Here is a 19,095-nt window from a genome sequence, read left to right on the forward strand (position 1 = left end):
AAAGCGAAGACTAAAGATAGTGAAAAGGCTAGCGTAGCGATGCCTGTGACACGCGAGCTCTCAACGGTCCGGTTCATGCTTCATTCGCCTCAACAGGGACTGGAACTTCATGAAGGATATCTTTTAGAATTTGATCGGCCCCTTTTGTCATGTACCCTCTGTGGACAAAAGAAGTCGGTGAGCGATGACATATGGAGCGGTGTCTTGTAGATCACTTGGATGAACGTAACTTCGCTCGCGTAGAAAAGCCATCCCTTTTGCTGCTCGAAGCCAAGCGAGCGTTCCCCGAGGACTGATACCCACTTCAATAAGCGGGTGATTTCGTGTCTCTTGGGCGAGTGTCAAAAGGTACGTTTCGATATCTTGGTCGACAGTAATAAGATCGACTTGTTCCTGGAGAGAGAAGATCTCTTCTTTTGTTAATACGGGTTCTATCTCTTCTGTTGAAGGGGAGGCATGTGTATGTAAAATTGTTCGCTCTTGCTCAACATCCGGGTACTTCATTGGGACTTTTAAGAAAAATCTGTCCAATTGAGCGGCAGGAAGTGCATATGTTCCTTGTTGAGATTCGACTGGGTTTTGCGTTGCAATCACGATAAAAGGCCCGTCGATTAGATGTGTTTCCCCGTCAATTGTCACTTGTCTCTCTTCCATGACTTCTAATAATGATGATTGTGTTTTCGGTGTGGCGCGGTTGATTTCATCAGCAAGGAGCACATTCGTAAATACAGACCCTTTTTCTAATTGAAACTCCTGATGCTTCGGATGAAAAAAACGTAAGCCGGTAACGTCGCTCGGCAAAATGTCTGGGGTAAACTGAATGCGACTAAAAGACATATGTAGCGCAGAAGCAAACGTTTTTGCTAATAACGTTTTTCCTGTACCGGGCACACTCTCAAGCAACACATGCCCATGATTTAATAAGGCGATTGTCATCAACTCAATCACCCCATCTTGACCGATCACTTTTTTCTGAATGGTCTGCTGCAACTGTTCGTAAGTCTTCATAATGGGTCCTCCATTCTTTTAAATCACGACTATTGTCTATTTTGACAAAAAACTGTCAAAACAACAAGCGCAAATGTACGTATGAACCGAAGCGAAAACGGGTAAATGTGGACTAAGAACGTTGAAGGAGGAAAACATATGAAAATGCGTAGACTAGGGAAGTCAGATATTCATGTTAGTGAAATTGGCTTTGGAACGATGAGTCTTTCTGAAAACATAGAAGAAGCAAGGCTCGTCCTTGAAGCAGGTATAGAAAAAGGCATGAATTATGTGGACACCGCAGATCTGTATCAATTCGGAAAAAATGAAGAGATCGTCGGTGAAATCATCAAAGGCAGAAGAGAGCAACTTGTGCTGGCGTCTAAAGGAGGGAACCATTGGCAAGAAGGCGGAATGATTGGTTTTGGGATCCTTCTAAAGCATATATTAAAGAGGCGTGTAAAAACAGCTTGCGACGATTAGGTACCGATTATCTTGATGTGTATCAATTGCACGGTGGAACGATTGATGATCCGATTGACGAGACGATTGAGGCGTTCCAAGAATTGAAGCAAGAAGGGTTCATTCGTGCGTTTGGCATTTCTTCAATTCGACCGAATGTCATAAAGGAATACGCGGATTCAGGGATGACGAGTGTCATGATGCAATACAACTTGCTGGACAGAAGACCTGAAGAATCGATGTTAGATTTTCTCCATCAAAATGACATCGGTGTCATCGTAAGAGGTCCGGTCGCAAAAGGCATGTTAACAGAAAGATCGGAAGTGAAGACGCCTAAAGAAGGTTTCTTAGATTATACGAAAGGCGAAGTGCAGTTTGCGGCGGATGCGCTGGCGTCAATGAGACACTTGGGTACACCCGCTCAACTGGCCATTCGTTATGTGCTTCATCACCCTGCTGTCTCAACGGTTACTGCGGGAGCAAGTTCAGTGGAGCAAGTGTTGGAGAATGTCGGAACGATGGACTTACCTTCACTTACTGACGAAGAATATGAGAAGTTGCAACGAAGCTCTCAAGCAATTGTTTATGAACAACACCGGTAATTTTTTTCGTGTTACGATGGAAGAAAACATGAAAGAACGGTGACAACATGAGAAGTCATGAATGGGTCGAGCAAAATGAAGAGCGCTTCGTTAGTTGGAGGCGAGAATTCCACCGAGTTCCGGAAGTAGGTTGGACGGAGTTTGTTACGACCGCCAAAATTGTAGAGAAACTTGAAGGCACGGGGTTCTTACTGCACGTAGGAGCGGATGCCATCGCTGCAGATGAGCGTTTAGGTGTTCCCGACCAAGAAGAGTTGGACGAAGCGATGCTGCGGGCGAAAGAGTATGGCGTTCCAACTGCATTGCTCGACAAGATGAAAAACGGAACGACAGGTGTTGTTGCGCGTCTAGATACAGGACGAACTGGGGCACATACTGTACTTCGCTTTGATATTGATGGACTGCCAATTACAGAGGCGACAGACGACAACCATCTACCGTTTAAAGAATCGTTTCAATCAACGATTGCCGGGAACATGCATGCGTGTGGGCACGACGGGCATACAGCGATCGGTCTAGCTGTTGCGCATTACATTTCTCATCATCAAGATGAGCTTGTCGGAACCTTTACGTTGTTGTTTCAACCTGCGGAAGAGGGCAGTCGCGGGGCAAAAACGATGGCAGCTAAAGGGTGGCTCACTGGTGCAGACTATTTTCTATCCGGTCATATCGGCATCCAAGATCGAGAAATCGGCCAAATCGCGGCAACGACCACTGGTTTTCTGGCCACGACTAAATTTGATCTCACGTTCACAGGAAAAGCTGCCCACGCCGGAGCATATCCCGAGACAGGTAAGAATGCGATGGTCGCGGCATCGGCGTTCGTGCAAAATGCTCTTGCCATCCCAAGGCATAGCGATGGAACAACGCGCATTAATATCGGCACGCTAAGGTCTGGAAGTGGTCGAAATGTCATTCCTGACCGAGCGGCCCTTCAAGGAGAAACACGAGGACAGACGGATAAGTTGGACACGTATATGTTTGACGAAGTACAGCGCGTGGCAAAAGCCGCGGCGTTAATGAGCAATGTTAAAGCCAATATAGAAGTAGTTGGCCATGGCATGACCGCTAGGTGCGATGACGTTTGGGTCAATCGGCTGACCGCTGCAACCGAGGCGAATCCGTTTGTGGATACAATTATACCGACCCTCCCAATTGGTGCATCAGAAGATGCCGCAGTACTCATGACAGACGTTCAAAATGAAGGTGGAGAGGCTACGTACATGATCTTTGGCACTCCGCTGGCAGCAGGGCACCATCACCCGTCATTTGACTATGATGAGCGGGTGTTGAGCGTTGGCGTGGCAACGTATATCGATCTCATCAGTCATTACATGAATAGCGTCACCCGTACAGCAAAGTTTTTCTTTGCTGTACATTTTTTTTTGATAAAAAATGGGAAATTGGAGCAGTCTAACAAGTAAGAAAACAGGAGGTGAACATATGAGTCCATTTAACGTCGGAATCCCAAGCCTTATCTTGATTTCTCTGTTAGCTCTTTTAATTTTTGGACCCAAAAAACTGCCGGAGATTGGTGGGGCCTTTGGTAAAACCATTACTGAATTCAAAAAGTCCACAACCCAGATCTTCGAAGATGCTCCGGCTGCTACTCCAAAAGAAGATACCTTGGATAAACCCGATCGTGAAGCTTAGTCATTTGCTTATGAAGTATCCTAAATAACCTTGCCAGTTGGCAAGGTTATTTACGTAGTTGGGGGTGAACCCGCTCTCCGAAAACAACCATGCCCTGTCTGACTGGGCAGGAAGACTACGTAAAATCGAGTGTTGCCAGTGTGAGGGTATAGTGATAATTACTCGGTTTTGTCTGGGGCGCGTTCGGTTTCAGCGCATGAACACGATATACCGCAATTTAGAAGTCTATATTACGTTAAAATAAAGAAATACATGGGTTCCGGGGGTTCTAACTACATCAGCCTCCATTCCATGTGTTCGTTGTAAGAAATCCCCCCCCCTTTTCGGTTACACAGCCAACAAGAGGTCGGTATGAGTCATGCCGGAGACCGTTTGGAGGGCCTTGGGCACCTCTGGTGCCCAAGGTTATTAGCTCTTGAGGTTGATATGAGTAGATGGGGATGTCTTTTGATATAGAAACGAACGTTAATCGATTGGCTATTCTCAAGTAAACTGCGGTGTTCTAAACGATCTACATAGAATGAACGTAAGATGTTCTTGATTTGCGCTGTTGATTGACGGGTTGGAGGGGGAGCGCGGTGCTGGGTGCCATTTTGTGCGCTAGTTTAACTTTTCGGCGCTCATATCCTCTAAACTTGCGCGCATTTTCAAGCAACCTGTCTGCCCCAGCAGGGCCGAAGCCAAACCGGACTCGGTTCGGCGCGGCTCGCGCCAACAACATGTTGGTACTTCGGGCCTGGGATGTACACGTGACCCGGTAATCTGCTCCCTAGTTTATGAGAATACACCGCTTTTCCTGCGATGTTCCTCAACTCGAGCACAGGTTCCACTTTACCAAGCTTACCACTGGTTCTTGAAGAATTTATTTAGTTGATCTTATCTAGGTTGTTGGCGATCTAGATCGCCCAGTCTTTGGTGAATATCATCGTTTGACCGCGATCTAGATTGTTTCGGACGTGATCTATATAAGTCGAACTGAAGAATTTCTTCACAAACGAATGGTAGACCACCGGTTAAAGCCTAAAGTTCATCGACTTTGAGATCGATCGTCATCGGTTACAATAGACGTAGAAAAGATGGGTATCTACTGCTATTGGCCTCCAAAGTGTACGGATCGAGTTGAATGCCAATATTGAGCAACCCCAGTTCAGCGACGTCGTCTATGCAGTACCGTTGATTGGAACGAAAGGCGGTGACGCCTGTAGAAGTTGGGCCGAGACGAGACTCCGCAGGTCGTTAGACCGAGGAGGCTCGGCCGGTCCTCCGCGGTAAAGAAAACACGGTGGCTGTCTTTTGGCCGCCGATGTTGCCCTTATGCTCTGGAGTACAAGCATCCGCCTGCAGTGGAAAGCAACAAACTCTGCAATTAGGAAAATGTTAAGTTCATTCTATAGAGATCACCCATCTCCTAAAAATCCCCAAATATCATGAGACTTGACGTTGATGTGAACAAAAATCACCACAACCTCGGCAAAGGACAGATGAGAACTCTTACTTCTTTGTATTGTTGGATGATGGTCGTTCTCCCTCAGCTCGAGGTGGTAGCGAACGTGACGGGGTGTGTAATTTTTATTACTGCAGAATGTAAAGTTCAGTATTTAGATTGCTCTCTAACATCTTCCTTCACTAAAATCAACAGCAGCACAGTCTTTCAGAGGGGCATATTTACTTTTTTTAACGAGAAACCCCACTCCTTTCGGGGTGGGAGTTATCAGTTAGTAGATTGACGTATACGTCAGAGAGAGCCAATCGCTAAAATCTTTGGTCGATGTCTTTTTTTGTGGTGTTGCGATGAGTTGCCGCAGTCGGTCAACTTTTGCGGACAACGAATCGGTGTCCCCTTCTTTTTGTACGGTTTGATAGAGGGTGGCTGCTTGTAGATAGCTCTTTAGTTCAACAGCTTGGGATCCAAAGTCAGCCGTGGCGAAATGATATTCTTGGAGAATACCTCCGAGGTCATGTGGTGTGGCAAGAGACAAATAGTCGCCTGCTTTATCTGCCCATACGTGAGGCAAGTCACGTGTGGCAATTTCCCCATTCATGATGGCTTTTTCTAGTTCATAGCCAATCTGCAGATGCAGAGGGGCCATGAGCTCGCTCGAATCATTTTTGACGATAGTAAAGTCAACAGCGTTCATGCCAGCGTGAAGTTCATCAATAGAGTAACGGTGAATGGCATCAGGTAATTGCTCTTTGCACTGTAGAAGAAATGATTTGCTTTTGCTAATAAATGAGGAGAACAGCAGCCCGTACGCTTGTTGCATGCTGGCAGGTACTTCTGCTTGTAGCAAGTGATTGCTCGTTTGCGCGAACAAGCTTTGTCCACATGAATAAAGCGTTTCTTTCATCATCTTCTTGAACTCTTTTGCAGATGGAGCAGAGATGCCTACGCGTACGTCCTCTGGTGATAATGAGACGAAGTAAGGATGAATTGATGAATCGATGCGTCCACTCTCAAAGTCAAAGTTTGTAAGTTCAAATAAAGATTTTGCAACATCCATTTGTTCTTCAATTTCGATCTCCTCGAATAGGAAGCCAGTTTTCGGTTGTTTGTTTGATTGTTTCACGTGGGAGAGTAGTGGTAAAACGACTTCTTGCAATTGTTGGAACCACGCATCTACTTGCTCAGAAGTTAGACCATCTTCTCGGAGATCTAAAATGGCACCGTACCGATCATCTCCGAAGCCTGCGTAATCGGCATAATCCATTTGCAATGCTACCAGCCGGTCAAAAAACGGCCGGAAAACGGAAAAGTCATTTGCTTTTCGTGCTTCTGTCCACATTTGCATCGCCTTGGCAGCGTGTTTCTCATATTTGGTATACCACTCGTAAGGAATCTTTTCTAAACGACGTGCTTGTTTTTGAATATAAGTAAAACTCGACAACATTCCAGTAGGTAAATCATTTGGATCTAATTGTTCAACGACTTGTTTTACAGATTCTGATGTGAGATGTCTGTACGTATCTTCGGCTAAAGTCCCCATTAAGTGTGCTCTCATTTGAGCACCTTTCGTAGATCCATACATATAGCTGTCCCAACGCAAAAGAGCTAGGCTATGTTCATTAGCAATGAATCGTTGCAAAACAAATTCGAATTCTTGTTCTAAACTTCTCGTTACAGGTGGCATCGTTTCACTCCTCAAAGGTAAGTTCTCTCTCAGCATTTGCCAAACATTGGTGTACTATTCCTTTAAAGTATGTTTTTTGGATTGCTGGGGATAGTAAGATCACTAGCAAAGAGGAGGGACTATACCGACGTGATGACGAATGAACAAATGGATAAACAACCTACCTTAGAACATATCACCGTGCTCAGAGGGGCCATTATCCGATCTTTAATTGTGTACGCGATTGCATTTATTGCTTTATTTATATTGCTGCGTTTTTATATGGATGTTCTCATTGGAGATGCAAATCTTGTTATGTTAGGACCGCTTGATGCGATTAAACTCTACTTCACACTTGCAGGTGTGCTCGGTTTAGGGTTTTCTGCACCATACCTTGCTTTAGAGGCTTGGAATTTCGTAAAACCTGCGCTAAGCAAAAAAGAAGCAAGTATTCTTTTTAACTACATACCGGCGATTTTTGTTTTTTTTATCATTGGATTAGCATTTGGTTTTTTCGTCATCCATCCGCTTGCTTTTTCATTTTTAATCGAATTGGGTGAGCTTCACTTTGATATGATGATTACCGCATCCGAATATTTTTCTTTCGTGGTGATGACAACCATTCCAGCTGGATTTTTGTTTGAGCTTCCGTTAATCATTATGGCGCTCACATCGTTTGGACTCATCGATCCTTATTCCCTCGGGAAAATTCGTAAATACGCTTACTTTGTACTGTTCTGTATTTCTGTCCTCATCACCCCACCAGACTTTTTGACCGATATTCTCGTCGTCGTTCCGTTTATTGTTCTTTACGAGATTGGAATTCTACTCGGAAAATATATTCATAAACGTAAACCGAATCGAGTTGCTGAGGGAACATAAAAAAACTGAAGGAACAAATGTTCCTTCAGTCTAAGTCTAGGTTGGCGACACGTGTATAATAATCACAAATGGCGCGCAGTCCTTGGTCGAAGTTTTCAAGGTGAAAATGTTCATTAGGGGCATGGAAGTTCTCAGATGGAAGCCCGAAGCCCATCAAGACAATCGGCACATCTAGAATCTCACTAAAGGTTTCGGCAATCGGCAAGGATCCACCCATGCGCGTGTATGCCGTTTTTTCATTGTATACAGACTCGAGCGCATCACCTGCTGCTTGGATGGCCGGGTGATCATACGGTGTTAAGAAAGGCTTGCCTTTATCAAATGGTGTCGTCTTTACTGTCACACCTGCTGGAGTGTGTGCTTCAATATGCGCATACAACTTTTCCAAAATGTCATCAGGATCTTGCCCAGGAACGAGGCGGCAACTAATTTTGGCAGATGCTTCGGATGGTAGAACAGTTTTCACGCCTTCTCCTTGAAAACCACCATGCATGCCATTCATTTCAAGCGTTGGTCGTACCCATGTTCGCTCTAAGAAACTGTACCCTTCTTCACCGTACAATTCAGGGACGTCGAGCTCTTTAGTAAGGGCTTGTTCATCGAAGTTCAACGCATCATAGGCGCGCCGTTCTTCATCTGTAAGCGCGATAACCCCATCATAAAAACCGTCCACAGTAATTTTACCGTTTTCGTCATGCATGGACGCGAGCAGTTTCGTTAATGCGTGAAGAGGGTTTTGTACACCGCCGCCGTAAAGGCCAGAGTGAAGGTCCCCTTTTGCTCCCTTTAGGTCCACTTGCAACCCAGCAAGCCCACGCAGGCCATAGCATACCGTCGGTTTCCCTTTCTCAATCATCGTCGTGTCAGAGATAACGAGAATGTCAGACTGGAGCTTTTCTTTGTACGTATCCACGAACGCGTCCAAATTCGGACTGCCCACTTCTTCTTCCCCTTCAATCATTACTTTTACATTGATTGGCAATTCACCGTTGACATTCAACAATGTCTCCAACGCTTTAATGTGCATAAACGTTTGCCCTTTATCATCTGTAGCCCCGCGTGCATAAATTTTGTTATCACGGATACTCGCCTCAAAAGGGGGCGTTTCCCACAGTTCAAGGGGGTCGACAGGTTGAACATCATAATGCCCATAAATGAGTACCGTCGGTTTATCGCTCGCACGGAGCCAATCACCGTAAACGACAGGATGGCCGTTTGTTTCCATAATCTCAACGTGTTCCAGACCGATTGTTTTCAGTTGCTCGGCAGTCCATTCCGCAGCTTTTCTTGTATCCTCTTTATGCTCAGATAGTGCACTCACACTCGGGATGGCAAGGTAGTTTTTCAATTCTTGCAAATGACGTTCACGATTCGCTTTTAAGTGCTGTTCAATTTGTGACATAGGCGCCCTCCTCAGTTTTTCTTACTCCTTACTATTTTGCCATCGGTTTTATAAGAGCGCAAACATTCTTAAAGGCACTTGTATTTATAGGATTTTCAGTAGTATAATTCCGAAAGCTTCTAAGCAATTGTAAAGCTCAGAAAGGAACGATGAAATGAACAGTTTAGGCAAATGGATGCCTGTGTTATGCCTAGCCCTTCTTGCGGTTGGCTGTGATTTTGAAGAGAGCAGGGGTGCAGAACGAGATACGGATGGAGAAAGTGCGTGGAACCATGCAGAAATTGTATTTTATGACGTAGGGCAAAGGGATAGTACACTGCTCCGCGACGGTGAAACTACAATTCTTATCGATACAGGTAGACATGACGATGATCGCATTCTTTCGTACTTAGAAGAGGATGAGGTTGGAACGATTGATCTCTTAGTTTTAACACATCCTCATGCAGACCATATCGGTAATGCGGATGTCATATTGAATCAATATGACGTGTCAGAAGTGTGGATGAGTGGGGAAGAACATACATCTTTAACGTATGAAAGAATCGTTGACGCCATCCTTGAGAGTGATGCAGATTATGAAGAACCACGCGCAGGGATGATACGAACGTTGGACAATTCCAGATTGAGGTTGTAGGGCCTGATCAACTGACGGGGAATCTTAATGACGGTTCAATTGCGATGCGCATTGAGGTTGAAGGTGTTCAGATGCTCTTTACAGGTGACGCAGAAGAGGATGCCGAAGAACAAATGCTACAACAGCCAGAACGTCTACAAGCCGACATTTTTCATGCGGGGCATCACGGTTCATCGACGTCAAACACGGCCCCGTTCTTAGATGCAGTAGATCCTGAAGCTGCGATCTATTCTGCTGGTGCAGACAATGAGTACGGTCATCCTCATGATGAAGTGGTCGAACGTATACACGAAAAAGGCATTGATTTGTTTGGAACCGCTGAACACGGCGAAGTGTATGTCATCATTGAAGATGGAGAATGGGAATTATATACCGAACGATAAAATTCAATAACCGGTGATCGGAGTACAATCTTGTTTGGGCTCAAGGTTTTAATAAATGGGAGATACGCGATCTACCGAGTTTGATGTGGCGTTTGCAAACATGAACCTCTAGTTGTGTAATGCTTGGGGATTTTTAGGGGGTAGCTGATCTAGATCCCCCCGAAACAATCTAGATCGCGGTAAAACGTCGGTTTTATCCAGATACTGGGCGATCTAGATAAGTTGAACGAAAGAAATTCACTGAATCCGATGACCGAGATCGGTCTTTACAGGCAAACGCCCACCTATTGTCTGTTGAAGTTCATCTCACTTCAACAACTTCGCTGCCATCCGTTGTTCGTCACTGCAAGGATTGCGGACAACACGGAAAACGTTGGCCGAAGGGTAAAAAGATGTGATTGATAATCACCACCTGGCGCAAGGAATATTATGACCTGTCACGGATGTGACAATCCAGCCTCAAACCGGGCACTTTCGGCCCTCAACGGTCACATATATCGCAATTTGTGACCGTTGACTCCGTTTATGTGCGCATCCACGTTTAAAATGATGATATTTCTTTTCCAAGTGTCACATAAATGAATATATGGGGCATTTGGACATCTTTCCACACACCTTATCCAGGAGGCAGAAACGTGAACCGATGTCGCACTTGTGCTCTGGAGTATAAAGAAAACACGGTGGACGTCTTTTGGGGCCACCGATGTTGCACTTGTGCTTTGGAGTGCATAGAAAACAAGGTGGGCGTACTTTGACCACCGATGTTGCACTTGTAGTCTGGACTACAACCATCCCCCAACAGTGAAAAGCACCAACTAACTGTGCTAATCAGGAAAAGGTTTAGTTCATTCCATATAGATCGTTTTCTTGATGATCTAGATCGTTTTTCACGATTTTCTGCACGAGCAGTGGCGATGGCTCTGTATTCTTGGGAATTTCTGGCGATGGGCGATCTAGATAGAATGAACATCAGATTTTCCTGATTTGCGCTGTGGTTGTTGGGTTGGAGGGAAAGCGCGGTGCTTGGTGCCATTCTGCGCTCATTCCGCTAAACTCCTGCGCAGTTTGTTCCAACTGGAGCGCAGATTTAATGTCCATAAGTAAACAACCTGTCGGACCTAGCAGGGCAGAAACCAAATCGGACTTGGTTCGGCGTAGCGCGCGCTGACAACATTTTGGTACTTCAGGGCGGGGATGTACATGTGACCTGGTAAGCTGTTCCCTAGTTTATGAGAATATACCGCTTTTCCTGCGATTTTCCCCAACTCGAGCACAGTTTAAACTTTATCAAGCTTACCACGGGTTCTTAAGGGAATTATTTAATTCAACTTACTATAGATTGCTTCTAGTTCGAATACATTATCTGTATATTTAAACTAGGAAAAAAATAACATCTTGTCTATCACGAGATAAAAAGCTACAATGATCTTGATCATATTATTGCAAGGATCGATAAGGGGGATAAAAAATGAGAAAATTCAAAAGGGGAATTGTTAGCGGTGTTGCTGTTTTAACGTTTGCAGGGTTGATGGCAGCATGTTCAAGTGATCCTGTTGATGATGACACGGTAGAAGAAGGCTCAGATACTGAGGAAACAGAAGATGATCCTGATGATGAAGCAGATGACGATGACAATGGGGATGATACTGCTGAGACGGGAGAGCACAACAAGGTGGGAATTTACAAATAGCTGTATTCCGTGATGCTGTATCCCTTGATCCGCATGGTTCGAATGACACGGCTTCTACACATATCCGAACGAACATTTATGAAAAGCTCGTCAATCATGATGAGAATATGGAAATCCAACCTGAATTGGCTGAAGACTTTGAACAATTGGATGAATACACTTGGGAGTTTACTTTACGTGAAGATGTAACGTTTACAGATGGCACACCGTTTAATGCGGAGTCTGTTCAAGCGACATTAGAGCGTGTACTCGATGAAGAGACGGCTTCACCGAAGAATTTTATGTATGAAATGATTGATGAGATTGAAATTGTTGATGACTATACGGTTCAAATTATAACTGAATTCCCGTTTGCGCCATTAGCAGCAAACCTTGCCCATGACGGTGGGGGAATGATCAGTGCCCAAGCGATTGAGGAAGAAGCGAATGGTGAGAGAAACCTCGACCTTGAGCCTGTCGGTACGGGACCATTTATGTTAGAAAACTGGGATCAAGGAAACGAAGTCGTACTCACTAGAAATGAAGACTATTGGGGTGAGCTAACCTACCTTGATACCGCAACTTACAGCGTCGTGCCAGAACAATCGACACGGATTGGTCAGTTAGAGACTGGAGAAGCACACGTTATTGATGACATTGAGCCGATTAACATGTCACAAATTGAAAATCTTGAAAACGCTGATGTATCAACTGTAGAGAGTCTACGTCTTGATTATATTGGGATGAACAATGAAGTGGAGCCATTTGATGATCCCGATGTTCGCCGAGCGGTTGCGATGGCAGTGGATAAATCAACGATCGTTCAAGGTATCTATGAAGGATATGGGTCAGAAGCGATTGGTCCTTTGAACCCTCTCGTATTTGGGTACAGTGAAGGGTTGACGCCTTTGGAGTATAACCCAGAAGAGGCACAAGAATTGTTAGATGCAGCTGGTTATGAAGATGGATTTGACGCTTCGCTACTCGTGGATGAATCGAACCCACTAAGCATTCAAATGGCAGAGATTGTTCAAGATCAGTTGAGCGAATTTAATATTAACATCTCTCTTGATCAACAAGAGTGGAGTTCACTACTCGATAATTCAGCGAATGGACAGCACGACATGGTCGTGCTCGGCTGGACGACAGTTACAGGGGACGCGGATTACGGGATGTACTCGTTGTATCATACCGATGAGCACGGGGCTTCGGGGAACCGTACATTCTATAGTAATTCAGAAGTAGATGACCTATTAGACGAAGCTAGATACGAAGAAGATGATGACCGAAGAGTAGAGCTATATGCGGAAGCTCAACAAATTATCATTGACGATGCACCAAAAATCTTTACGGTGCACGATGAGTTTAGAGTAGGTATTTCCAATGAAGTTGAAGGATTTATTCAACTTCCAAACGGTGTATATGACATTAGTGGTGCGTATTTAACAGATGGAGATGACGCAAGTTATTAACCATCTTTGAAAAATGCGCTCCCCCATAGGGATCGGGGGAGCGCATTTTTTCTTTGGATAAAAACAGTAAATTTTTAAAAAAAGTAGTTTGTTATTTATTTTGTTCTGTTAAAATAAGTGGATCAGTGTCGGTAATGACGATGGTATGCTCAAACTGTGCAGACCGTTTTCCATCCTGCGTCCGGACTGTCCAGCCATCTTCATCCATGTACATATCATAAGTCCCTTCGTTAATCATTGGCTCGATAGTGATGACCATACCTTCTTGGAGAAGAGGACCGGTTCCGGGCTCACCAAAATGCTGGAAAACAGGGGGCTCGTGAATGTGTCTACCTATGCCATGCGCGAGCAGATCTCGAGCTACGCTAAACCCATGAACTTCTGCATGAGTTTGAATTGCATAGCCGATGTCACCTGTACGATTGCCTACTGCCTTGTCAATACCTTTATAAAGGCACTGTTTTGTAACGTCCAACAGCCTCTTGGCACATTCATCGATTTGTCCTATCGCATACGTCCAAGCAGAGTCCCCTTTCCATCCATCCACATCAAAAACGGTATCTATCGTAACAATATCTCCGTCTTGAAGCGGGGTTGGATTTGGAAAACCATGTGCAATGACATCATTAACAGCCGCACAAGTTGCAAACGGGTAGCCTTTATACCCAATTTGTGCACACGTCACGCCGTTTCGTTTCGCAAAATCACGAACAAATTTTTCAATGTCAGCAGTAGATGTACCTGGTACCATCATCGACCGCAATGACTGATGCATGAGGGCTACATATGCACTCGGAATTTTAAGTTTTTCAATTTCATCGTTATGTCGTTGCATACACGTGTACTCCCTCCTAGTGTGAACTGAGAGTTAGTGTATGAATGCACATAGAAAATGGTGGCACCGGTTTTTACACATTCATATTTAGGACAAATGTTGGCAACCTTAAAAGCAACAGCTCATTAAAGAGAGGCAAGTGGAGAAATGAAAAGAATCGACAATGTGTTTTTGATTTCAGGAATTATTATTCTTTTGCTCGTGATTGTCGGGTCGGTCGTTCCGAATTGGTTGGAAAATGCAACGGCATTGGCGCAAGACTTTATTAGCAACACGTTTGGCTGGTACTACTTAATTCTCGTCACAACATTCCTAATCGTAACGCTGTATTTTATGTTCGGACCGATGGGGAAGATGAAGCTAGGAAAGCCGGATGAAAAGCCGGAATTTAGCCGGCTTTCTTGGCTATCGATGTTGTTCAGTGCCGGTATGGGTGTTGGGCTCGTGTTTTTTGGCGCTGCAGAACCTATAAGCCACTATGCAATACAGTCCCCAACTGGTGAGTTAGGAACAGATCAAGCAGTGAGCAACGCCATTTTGTTTACGGTGTTTCACTGGGGACTGCACGGCTGGGGAGTGTACTGTATTCTGGCGCTTGCCCTTGCTTATTTTAATTTTAGACATGATCGCCCAGGCCTTATAAGTTCCACGTTGCATCCAATTCTTGGTGACCGAATTAACGGACCGATTGGAAAAGCGACGGACATTATTGCGGTGTTGGCAACCGTAACGGGTGTCGCGACAACCATTGGCCTTGGTGCTATGCAAGTTAATGGTGGTATGGCTTTTGTGTTTGGTTGGGAGATGAACTTTTGGACACAAGTTGCATTGTTGCCTTAGTAACTGTGTTGTTCTTAGTCTCAGCTTGGTCAGGATTGGACAAGGGAATTCGTGTATTAAGCAACTTAAACATGTCGATCATAGCCATTATATTCTTGCTATTGTTGGCAGCAGGACCGACAATGTACGTATTAAATCTATTTACAAATACAATCGGTGAGTATTTGCAAAACTTGCCAAGATTAAGTTTTAGAATTTCACCATTTGACGAGGAAAACCGACAGTGGGTGAACGATTGGACGTTGTTCTACTGGGCATGGTGGATTTCTTGGGCGCCGTTTGTCGGCATTTTTATAGCAAGAGTTTCTCGTGGAAGAACGATCCGAGAATTCGTTACAGCAGTATTGCTTGTTCCGACGGTTATCGTATTTATTTGGTTCTCCGTATTTGGGGGGGCAGCCATTGCTTTAGAGCACGATGGAGTAGCAGTTATTTCTGATTTCATCACCGAACAGATGTTGTTTGCCACCTTTAGTAACTATGGCTTTGGTACATTAATGTCATTTTTAACATTGTTTGCGTTGTTTGTATTCCTAGTCACTTCAGCTGACTCCGCAACGTTTGTACTGGGTATGTTAACGAGTAATGGCTCAAACAGCCCGCCTAACCGTCTGAAGTTAATATGGGGTGTTCTTCTCTCCGCAACCGCACTTGTTCTTTTGTATTCAGGTGGTTTGCAAGCCTTACAGAATACACTCATTATCGCGGCATTGCCGTTTTCAATTATCATGTTGCTCATGCTGATCGGGTTAATCATTGTATTAACAAAAGAAGGGAAACAGTTAACAAAAGAAGGAAAACAAACGAAAAAGTCGAAGGCATAAATAAAAAGCCGCAGTGTTGTTCTCAACGAACGCTGCGGCTTTTTTCTTATGTTATGAAACGACCCTCAGCCAACGACAGCAATAATAACGAGAAGAATAAAGAAAATTCGAGCCCGATCTTTGGATTCTTGATAGAAGATCATGCCTATAAGCGCACTACCAACCGTCCCTATTCCTGTCCATACGGCGTAAGCGATACCGAGTGGAATTGTATTCATCGCTAATCCTAGCAAAGTAAAGCTAATGATAAAGCCGACGATCAGAACAGCGTACCCCTTTTTCTTTTGGCCAGCGGCGATCATTTGAATGCCTGTGACACCAACCACTTCGAACAAACCGGCAATAATTAATACGATCCAGCTCATTCAACGCCCTCCTTTTGCTCTTTGCTGTCTCCGGTCACGACTTTTAGGCCGATGACACCGATGAGTAAAAGCAGTAAAAACAGAAGCGTGCCCACGTTCATTTCGGCTCCGAAAAAGAAATAATCAACCATAACCGTACCCGCTGTTCCTAAGGCGACAAAAACGGCATATACCGTACTCGTAGGAAGTTGTGTTGCCGCTCGTATGAGTAACATGAAACTAACAATAATGGCGACGACCGTAAATGACCATTGTGTGAACGTGTCAGCATATTTCAAGCCTGTCGCCCAACCAACTTCAAATACAGATGCTATAATAACGAGTAACCACTGAATGTTCATAAGATATGTCCTTTCGATGTATTAACGAACGGTCGTTAGTGTATCATGGAGACATAGAAGAAGCAATACAAATGGAGAAGGTGATACAAGTGACAACGAAAGAGCGAATTATTCAAGCGGCACTGACTCATTTTGCAGAACATGGATATGAAGGAACAACATTAGCCATGATTGCATCAGATGTTGGCATTCAGAAACCTTCCCTTTATAACCACTTTAAAAATAAAGAAGAATTGTATTTGTTTATTGCAGACAAAGTGATGTCAGAGCTAATTGAAAACATGAAAAGTTGTATAAAAGCATTTGAAAATCGACCGATTGATGAAAGGTTAAAGCAACTGCTAATTTCGAGTTCTGATTTTATTATTCGTAAGCAGAAGGGAATGATGTATAAGCGATTTATGATTTTCCCGCCTGCCCCTTTGAAGGAATCAGTGAGAAATATTGCTGTTGCTGGAGATGCTGAGATTAATGCGTTACTTGAGCAGCTGTATGAACAAGGGTCGATGAAGGGTTCGTGAAAATTAGCCAATCGACGTTCCTATCAAGTTATTATGTATTACTAGACGGCCTATTTACAGAAGGATTTATTTATGAGGAAGAAGATTTTAGAAATCGTTTTGAAGATGCCTGGCATGTACTTTGGAATGGAATTTCAAGTTAGGCACACGTACGGTTTTCGATACATACGATGTCACAAATCCCTAGTATTGGGAAGGAGTGGCACGATGATCAGAGTTAGTTTGTGCATGATTGTGAAAGATGAAGAAGAGGTACTAGGTGGATGTTTAGCGTCTGTGAAAGATTGCGTAGATGAGATTGTTGTCGTCGATACCGGTTCCAGTGATCGCACGAAAGAAATCGCTGCTCAATACACCGAAAATGTGTTTGATTTTGAGTGGGTAAATCATTTCGCCAAAGCAAGAAACTTCGCTTTCTCAAAAGCAACAGAGCCATTCATCATGTGGTTGGATGCAGATGACATCATATCTGAAGAAGACCAATTAAAATTGAAAAAACTGAAGGAAGACCTTGATGAGACGACCGATGCGGTTTCGATGAAGTATCATCTTACCTTTGATGCGAATGGCGAACCGATGTTTACTTATCGAAGACACCGCATCGTGAAAGCTGCCTGTGGATTTGAATGGCAAGGAGCCGTACACGAATTTTTGCAAGTGGGTGGAAATATTGTTACTTCAGATGTTGCGATCACACACCGTAAAGAAGAGAAAACTGTACAGACGAATGCAGACCGCAATATTAATATTTATGAGCAAATGATCAACGATGATGAACCATTCACACCCCGAGATCTTTTTTATTATGCCAATGAGTTAAAAGAAAGAGGCAGACACGAAGAAGCGATTAATAAATATGAAGAATTTATGCAAACGAACAAGTGGGTGGAAGATGAGATTCGCGCCTGTCAAGCAATGACCCATTGTTATTTAGCCGTGGATGAGCCAGACCAAGCTGTTGATCAAGCGCTAAGGACATTGAAGTTAAAAGAACCCCGCCCTGAAAGTTGTTGTATGATCGGCAATCACTTTCAACAAAAGTTAGACTTTGAGAACGCCCTTTTTTGGTATCAAATGGCGGTCCATCAACGGGAAGGAGATTCTCTTAATTTCGTGAACCACGCGTATTCAACATGGTATCCGTATTTACAACAGTGTGTTTGTTATTTCAGGTTGGGAGACATTCCGAGTTCCAAAGAAGCAAACGAAAGAGCTGCTGAAACGATGCCAGAACATGAAAGTGTCATCCAAAATCGCAAATTGTTTGCGGATTTGGAAAAGCAAAACAAGGCAGAAGCTGAATCTCAAGACAAGTAGGCTTATGCAGGTTCCAACCTCCATTGTTTGCATAAGATGTATGGAATTCCAAATAAACATCGATCACTTTGGAGGTGAAGAAGCATGAATTTTAATCTATTCAACCCGAACAGAGGTAACCGTAGTAGCGGTTGTTCTGGAATAGAAATAAATAACAACTTAATTAATGGCCCAGGATTCGTAGGTAATGGCGGAGGGTTCCCGACAGTTCCAACAGTTCCAACGGTGCCAACTGTACCAACAACCCCAACGATTCCAACAACGCCTACGATCCCAACAATCCCAACAATCCCAACAATTCCAACGATCCCGACAGGCGTTGTAGGACCTACTGACACGTATGCTTTTGCTGCTAACCTAACGGCTCAGACGTTAACACTTGTCGCTGCTGGAACGAACGTACCCCTGCCAGATGGCCAAAACTTGAGCAACATTACAGTGGATGCAGCTAACGAAGTCTTTACAGTGAATGATTCTGGACAGTATCTCATTAGTTACGATGTCAACCTTACAGCTGCCGTTCTCGTCAGCGCACGCGTCACACAAAACGGCGTGGTCATTCCTGCATCTGAAGTATCCCCATTAGCAGCTGTTTCAAACTTGTCTGCGAGTGTGGTTGTACCATTAACGGCTGGAGACACAGTGTCCTTGCAACTAGCAGGACTCATTCCAACGGTTCTACAAACAGGGCAAGGAGCTAGTTTAACAATCGTACGTTTGAGTGCGACAGAAGGATAAGTTTAAGCTGTTGAGAACGTTTTGTTCTCAACAGTTTTTTTATGAAAAAACCCGTAATGAA

17 protein-coding genes and 2 pseudogenes are annotated in these 19,095 nt (G+C 44.1%); 13 read left to right on the forward strand and 6 right to left on the reverse strand.

What is annotated here, in order from left to right:
- Positions 1-147: 147 nt before the first annotated feature.
- Positions 148-1,008: a MoxR family ATPase gene (locus tag JCM19039_RS01195; protein WP_307190115.1), complete on the reverse strand. Its 861-nt coding sequence runs from the start codon at positions 1,006-1,008 to the stop codon at positions 148-150.
- A gap of 138 nt (positions 1,009-1,146) precedes the next feature.
- Here JCM19039_RS01195 and JCM19039_RS01200 point away from each other — a divergent pair.
- The 3 genes and pseudogenes from JCM19039_RS01200 (at position 1,147) to tatA (ending at position 3,704) form a co-directional block, all read left to right on the forward strand.
- Positions 1,147-2,051: pseudogene (locus JCM19039_RS01200) on the forward strand (aldo/keto reductase).
- A 47-nt stretch (positions 2,052-2,098) separates the two neighbouring features.
- Positions 2,099-3,475: an amidohydrolase gene (locus JCM19039_RS01205; RefSeq protein ID WP_081834253.1), complete on the forward strand. Its 1,377-nt coding sequence runs from the start codon at positions 2,099-2,101 to the stop codon at positions 3,473-3,475.
- 19 nt (positions 3,476-3,494) lie between these two features.
- Positions 3,495-3,704: a twin-arginine translocase TatA/TatE family subunit gene (gene tatA / locus JCM19039_RS01210; protein WP_042423062.1), complete on the forward strand. Its 210-nt coding sequence runs from the start codon at positions 3,495-3,497 to the stop codon at positions 3,702-3,704.
- Positions 3,705-5,419: 1,715 nt separating this feature from the next.
- Here tatA and JCM19039_RS01215 read toward each other — a convergent pair.
- Positions 5,420-6,832 carry a hypothetical protein gene (locus JCM19039_RS01215; RefSeq protein WP_042423064.1) on the reverse strand — a complete coding sequence of 471 codons (1,413 nt, stop codon included), beginning with the start codon at positions 6,830-6,832 and terminating at the stop codon, positions 5,420-5,422.
- Between the two features lie 132 nt (positions 6,833-6,964).
- On the opposite strand from JCM19039_RS01215, the gene JCM19039_RS01220 reads away from it, so the two are divergent.
- Positions 6,965-7,693, forward strand: a complete 729-nt coding sequence (locus JCM19039_RS01220) for a twin-arginine translocase subunit TatC (RefSeq protein ID WP_042423455.1) — start codon at positions 6,965-6,967, stop codon at positions 7,691-7,693.
- Between the two features lie 25 nt (positions 7,694-7,718).
- Here the strand turns inward: JCM19039_RS01220 and JCM19039_RS01225 are convergent, their stop codons facing one another.
- Positions 7,719-9,095: a dipeptidase gene (locus JCM19039_RS01225; RefSeq protein WP_042423067.1), complete on the reverse strand. Its 1,377-nt coding sequence runs from the start codon at positions 9,093-9,095 to the stop codon at positions 7,719-7,721.
- 154 nt (positions 9,096-9,249) lie between these two features.
- Between JCM19039_RS01225 and JCM19039_RS23520 the strand changes: the two genes are divergently transcribed.
- The 4 genes from JCM19039_RS23520 to JCM19039_RS01235 all read left to right on the forward strand — a co-directional run bounded on the left by JCM19039_RS23520 (position 9,250) and on the right by JCM19039_RS01235 (position 13,253).
- Positions 9,250-9,729, forward strand: a complete 480-nt coding sequence (locus tag JCM19039_RS23520) for an MBL fold metallo-hydrolase (RefSeq protein WP_052398401.1) — start codon at positions 9,250-9,252, stop codon at positions 9,727-9,729.
- Between the two features lie 11 nt (positions 9,730-9,740).
- Entirely contained in the window at positions 9,741-10,112 is a 372-nt protein-coding gene (locus JCM19039_RS23525; RefSeq protein ID WP_373974800.1) for a ComEC/Rec2 family competence protein, read from the forward strand.
- A gap of 1,468 nt (positions 10,113-11,580) precedes the next feature.
- Complete coding sequence (locus tag JCM19039_RS21315) at positions 11,581-11,802, forward strand: hypothetical protein (protein ID WP_052398403.1); 222 nt, start codon at positions 11,581-11,583, stop codon at positions 11,800-11,802.
- Positions 11,803-11,909: 107 nt separating this feature from the next.
- Complete coding sequence (locus JCM19039_RS01235; RefSeq protein WP_052398404.1) at positions 11,910-13,253, forward strand: glutathione ABC transporter substrate-binding protein; 1,344 nt, start codon at positions 11,910-11,912, stop codon at positions 13,251-13,253.
- A gap of 91 nt (positions 13,254-13,344) precedes the next feature.
- Here JCM19039_RS01235 and map read toward each other — a convergent pair whose 3' ends face one another.
- Positions 13,345-14,088 (reverse strand): type I methionyl aminopeptidase, encoded by a 744-nt coding sequence (gene map / locus JCM19039_RS01240; protein WP_042423071.1) that lies wholly within the window; start codon positions 14,086-14,088, stop codon positions 13,345-13,347.
- Between the two features lie 147 nt (positions 14,089-14,235).
- Between map and JCM19039_RS01245 the strand changes: the two are divergent.
- Positions 14,236-15,752: pseudogene (locus tag JCM19039_RS01245) on the forward strand (BCCT family transporter).
- Between the two features lie 65 nt (positions 15,753-15,817).
- Here the strand turns inward: JCM19039_RS01245 and JCM19039_RS01250 are convergent.
- Both JCM19039_RS01250 and JCM19039_RS01255 read right to left on the reverse strand, forming a co-directional pair.
- Positions 15,818-16,117, reverse strand: a complete 300-nt coding sequence (locus JCM19039_RS01250; RefSeq protein ID WP_042423073.1) for a multidrug efflux SMR transporter — start codon at positions 16,115-16,117, stop codon at positions 15,818-15,820.
- Positions 16,114-16,458 (reverse strand): multidrug efflux SMR transporter, encoded by a 345-nt coding sequence (locus JCM19039_RS01255; protein ID WP_042423076.1) that lies wholly within the window; start codon positions 16,456-16,458, stop codon positions 16,114-16,116. The genes JCM19039_RS01250 and JCM19039_RS01255 overlap by 4 nt, the downstream gene beginning before the upstream one ends.
- Before the next feature lie 71 nt (positions 16,459-16,529).
- Here JCM19039_RS01255 and JCM19039_RS27660 point away from each other — a divergent pair, with 71 nt between their 5' ends.
- From JCM19039_RS27660 to JCM19039_RS23530, 4 genes are all read left to right on the forward strand, one after another.
- Positions 16,530-16,979: a TetR/AcrR family transcriptional regulator gene (locus tag JCM19039_RS27660; RefSeq protein WP_152550039.1), complete on the forward strand. Its 450-nt coding sequence runs from the start codon at positions 16,530-16,532 to the stop codon at positions 16,977-16,979.
- Positions 16,976-17,122, forward strand: a complete 147-nt coding sequence (locus tag JCM19039_RS24140; RefSeq protein ID WP_193744111.1) for a hypothetical protein — start codon at positions 16,976-16,978, stop codon at positions 17,120-17,122. Before JCM19039_RS27660 ends, JCM19039_RS24140 begins: the two co-directional genes overlap by 4 nt.
- 64 nt (positions 17,123-17,186) lie before the next feature.
- On the forward strand, positions 17,187-18,296 hold the full coding sequence (locus tag JCM19039_RS01265; protein WP_042423079.1) for a glycosyltransferase: 1,110 nt from the start codon (positions 17,187-17,189) through the stop codon (positions 18,294-18,296).
- Positions 18,297-18,380: 84 nt separating this feature from the next.
- Positions 18,381-19,034, forward strand: a complete 654-nt coding sequence (locus JCM19039_RS23530) for a hypothetical protein (RefSeq protein ID WP_052398406.1) — start codon at positions 18,381-18,383, stop codon at positions 19,032-19,034.
- The last annotated feature ends 61 nt before the right edge of the window (positions 19,035-19,095 follow it).

It is taken from the genome of Geomicrobium sp. JCM 19039 (assembly GCF_000698145.1).
Taxonomy (GTDB): Bacteria; Bacillota; Bacilli; order Bacillales; family Marinococcaceae; genus Geomicrobium_A.

What these genes read in the sequence shown, in the direction of transcription:
- tatA (WP_042423062.1), top strand. Translation starts at nt 3,495, where the DNA reads ATGAGTCCATTTAACGTCGGAATCCCAAGCCTTATCTTGATTTCTCTG.
- JCM19039_RS01265 (WP_042423079.1), top strand. Translation starts at nt 17,187, where the DNA reads ATGATCAGAGTTAGTTTGTGCATGATTGTGAAAGATGAAGAAGAGGTA.
- JCM19039_RS01255 (WP_042423076.1), bottom strand. Translation starts at nt 16,458, where the DNA reads ATGAACATTCAGTGGTTACTCGTTATTATAGCATCTGTATTTGAAGTT.
- map (WP_042423071.1), bottom strand. Translation starts at nt 14,088, where the DNA reads ATGCAACGACATAACGATGAAATTGAAAAACTTAAAATTCCGAGTGCA.
- JCM19039_RS01195 (WP_307190115.1), bottom strand. Translation starts at nt 1,008, where the DNA reads ATGAAGACTTACGAACAGTTGCAGCAGACCATTCAGAAAAAAGTGATC.
- JCM19039_RS27660 (WP_152550039.1), top strand. Translation starts at nt 16,530, where the DNA reads ATGGAGAAGGTGATACAAGTGACAACGAAAGAGCGAATTATTCAAGCG.
- JCM19039_RS01235 (WP_052398404.1), top strand. Translation starts at nt 11,910, where the DNA reads ATGGAAATCCAACCTGAATTGGCTGAAGACTTTGAACAATTGGATGAA.
- JCM19039_RS01225 (WP_042423067.1), bottom strand. Translation starts at nt 9,095, where the DNA reads ATGTCACAAATTGAACAGCACTTAAAAGCGAATCGTGAACGTCATTTG.
- JCM19039_RS01205 (WP_081834253.1), top strand. Translation starts at nt 2,099, where the DNA reads ATGAGAAGTCATGAATGGGTCGAGCAAAATGAAGAGCGCTTCGTTAGT.
- JCM19039_RS01220 (WP_042423455.1), top strand. Translation starts at nt 6,965, where the DNA reads ATGACGAATGAACAAATGGATAAACAACCTACCTTAGAACATATCACC.
- JCM19039_RS23520 (WP_052398401.1), top strand. Translation starts at nt 9,250, where the DNA reads ATGAACAGTTTAGGCAAATGGATGCCTGTGTTATGCCTAGCCCTTCTT.
- JCM19039_RS01250 (WP_042423073.1), bottom strand. Translation starts at nt 16,117, where the DNA reads ATGAGCTGGATCGTATTAATTATTGCCGGTTTGTTCGAAGTGGTTGGT.
- JCM19039_RS21315 (WP_052398403.1), top strand. Translation starts at nt 11,581, where the DNA reads ATGAGAAAATTCAAAAGGGGAATTGTTAGCGGTGTTGCTGTTTTAACG.
- JCM19039_RS01215 (WP_042423064.1), bottom strand. Translation starts at nt 6,832, where the DNA reads ATGCCACCTGTAACGAGAAGTTTAGAACAAGAATTCGAATTTGTTTTG.
- JCM19039_RS23530 (WP_052398406.1), top strand. Translation starts at nt 18,381, where the DNA reads ATGAATTTTAATCTATTCAACCCGAACAGAGGTAACCGTAGTAGCGGT.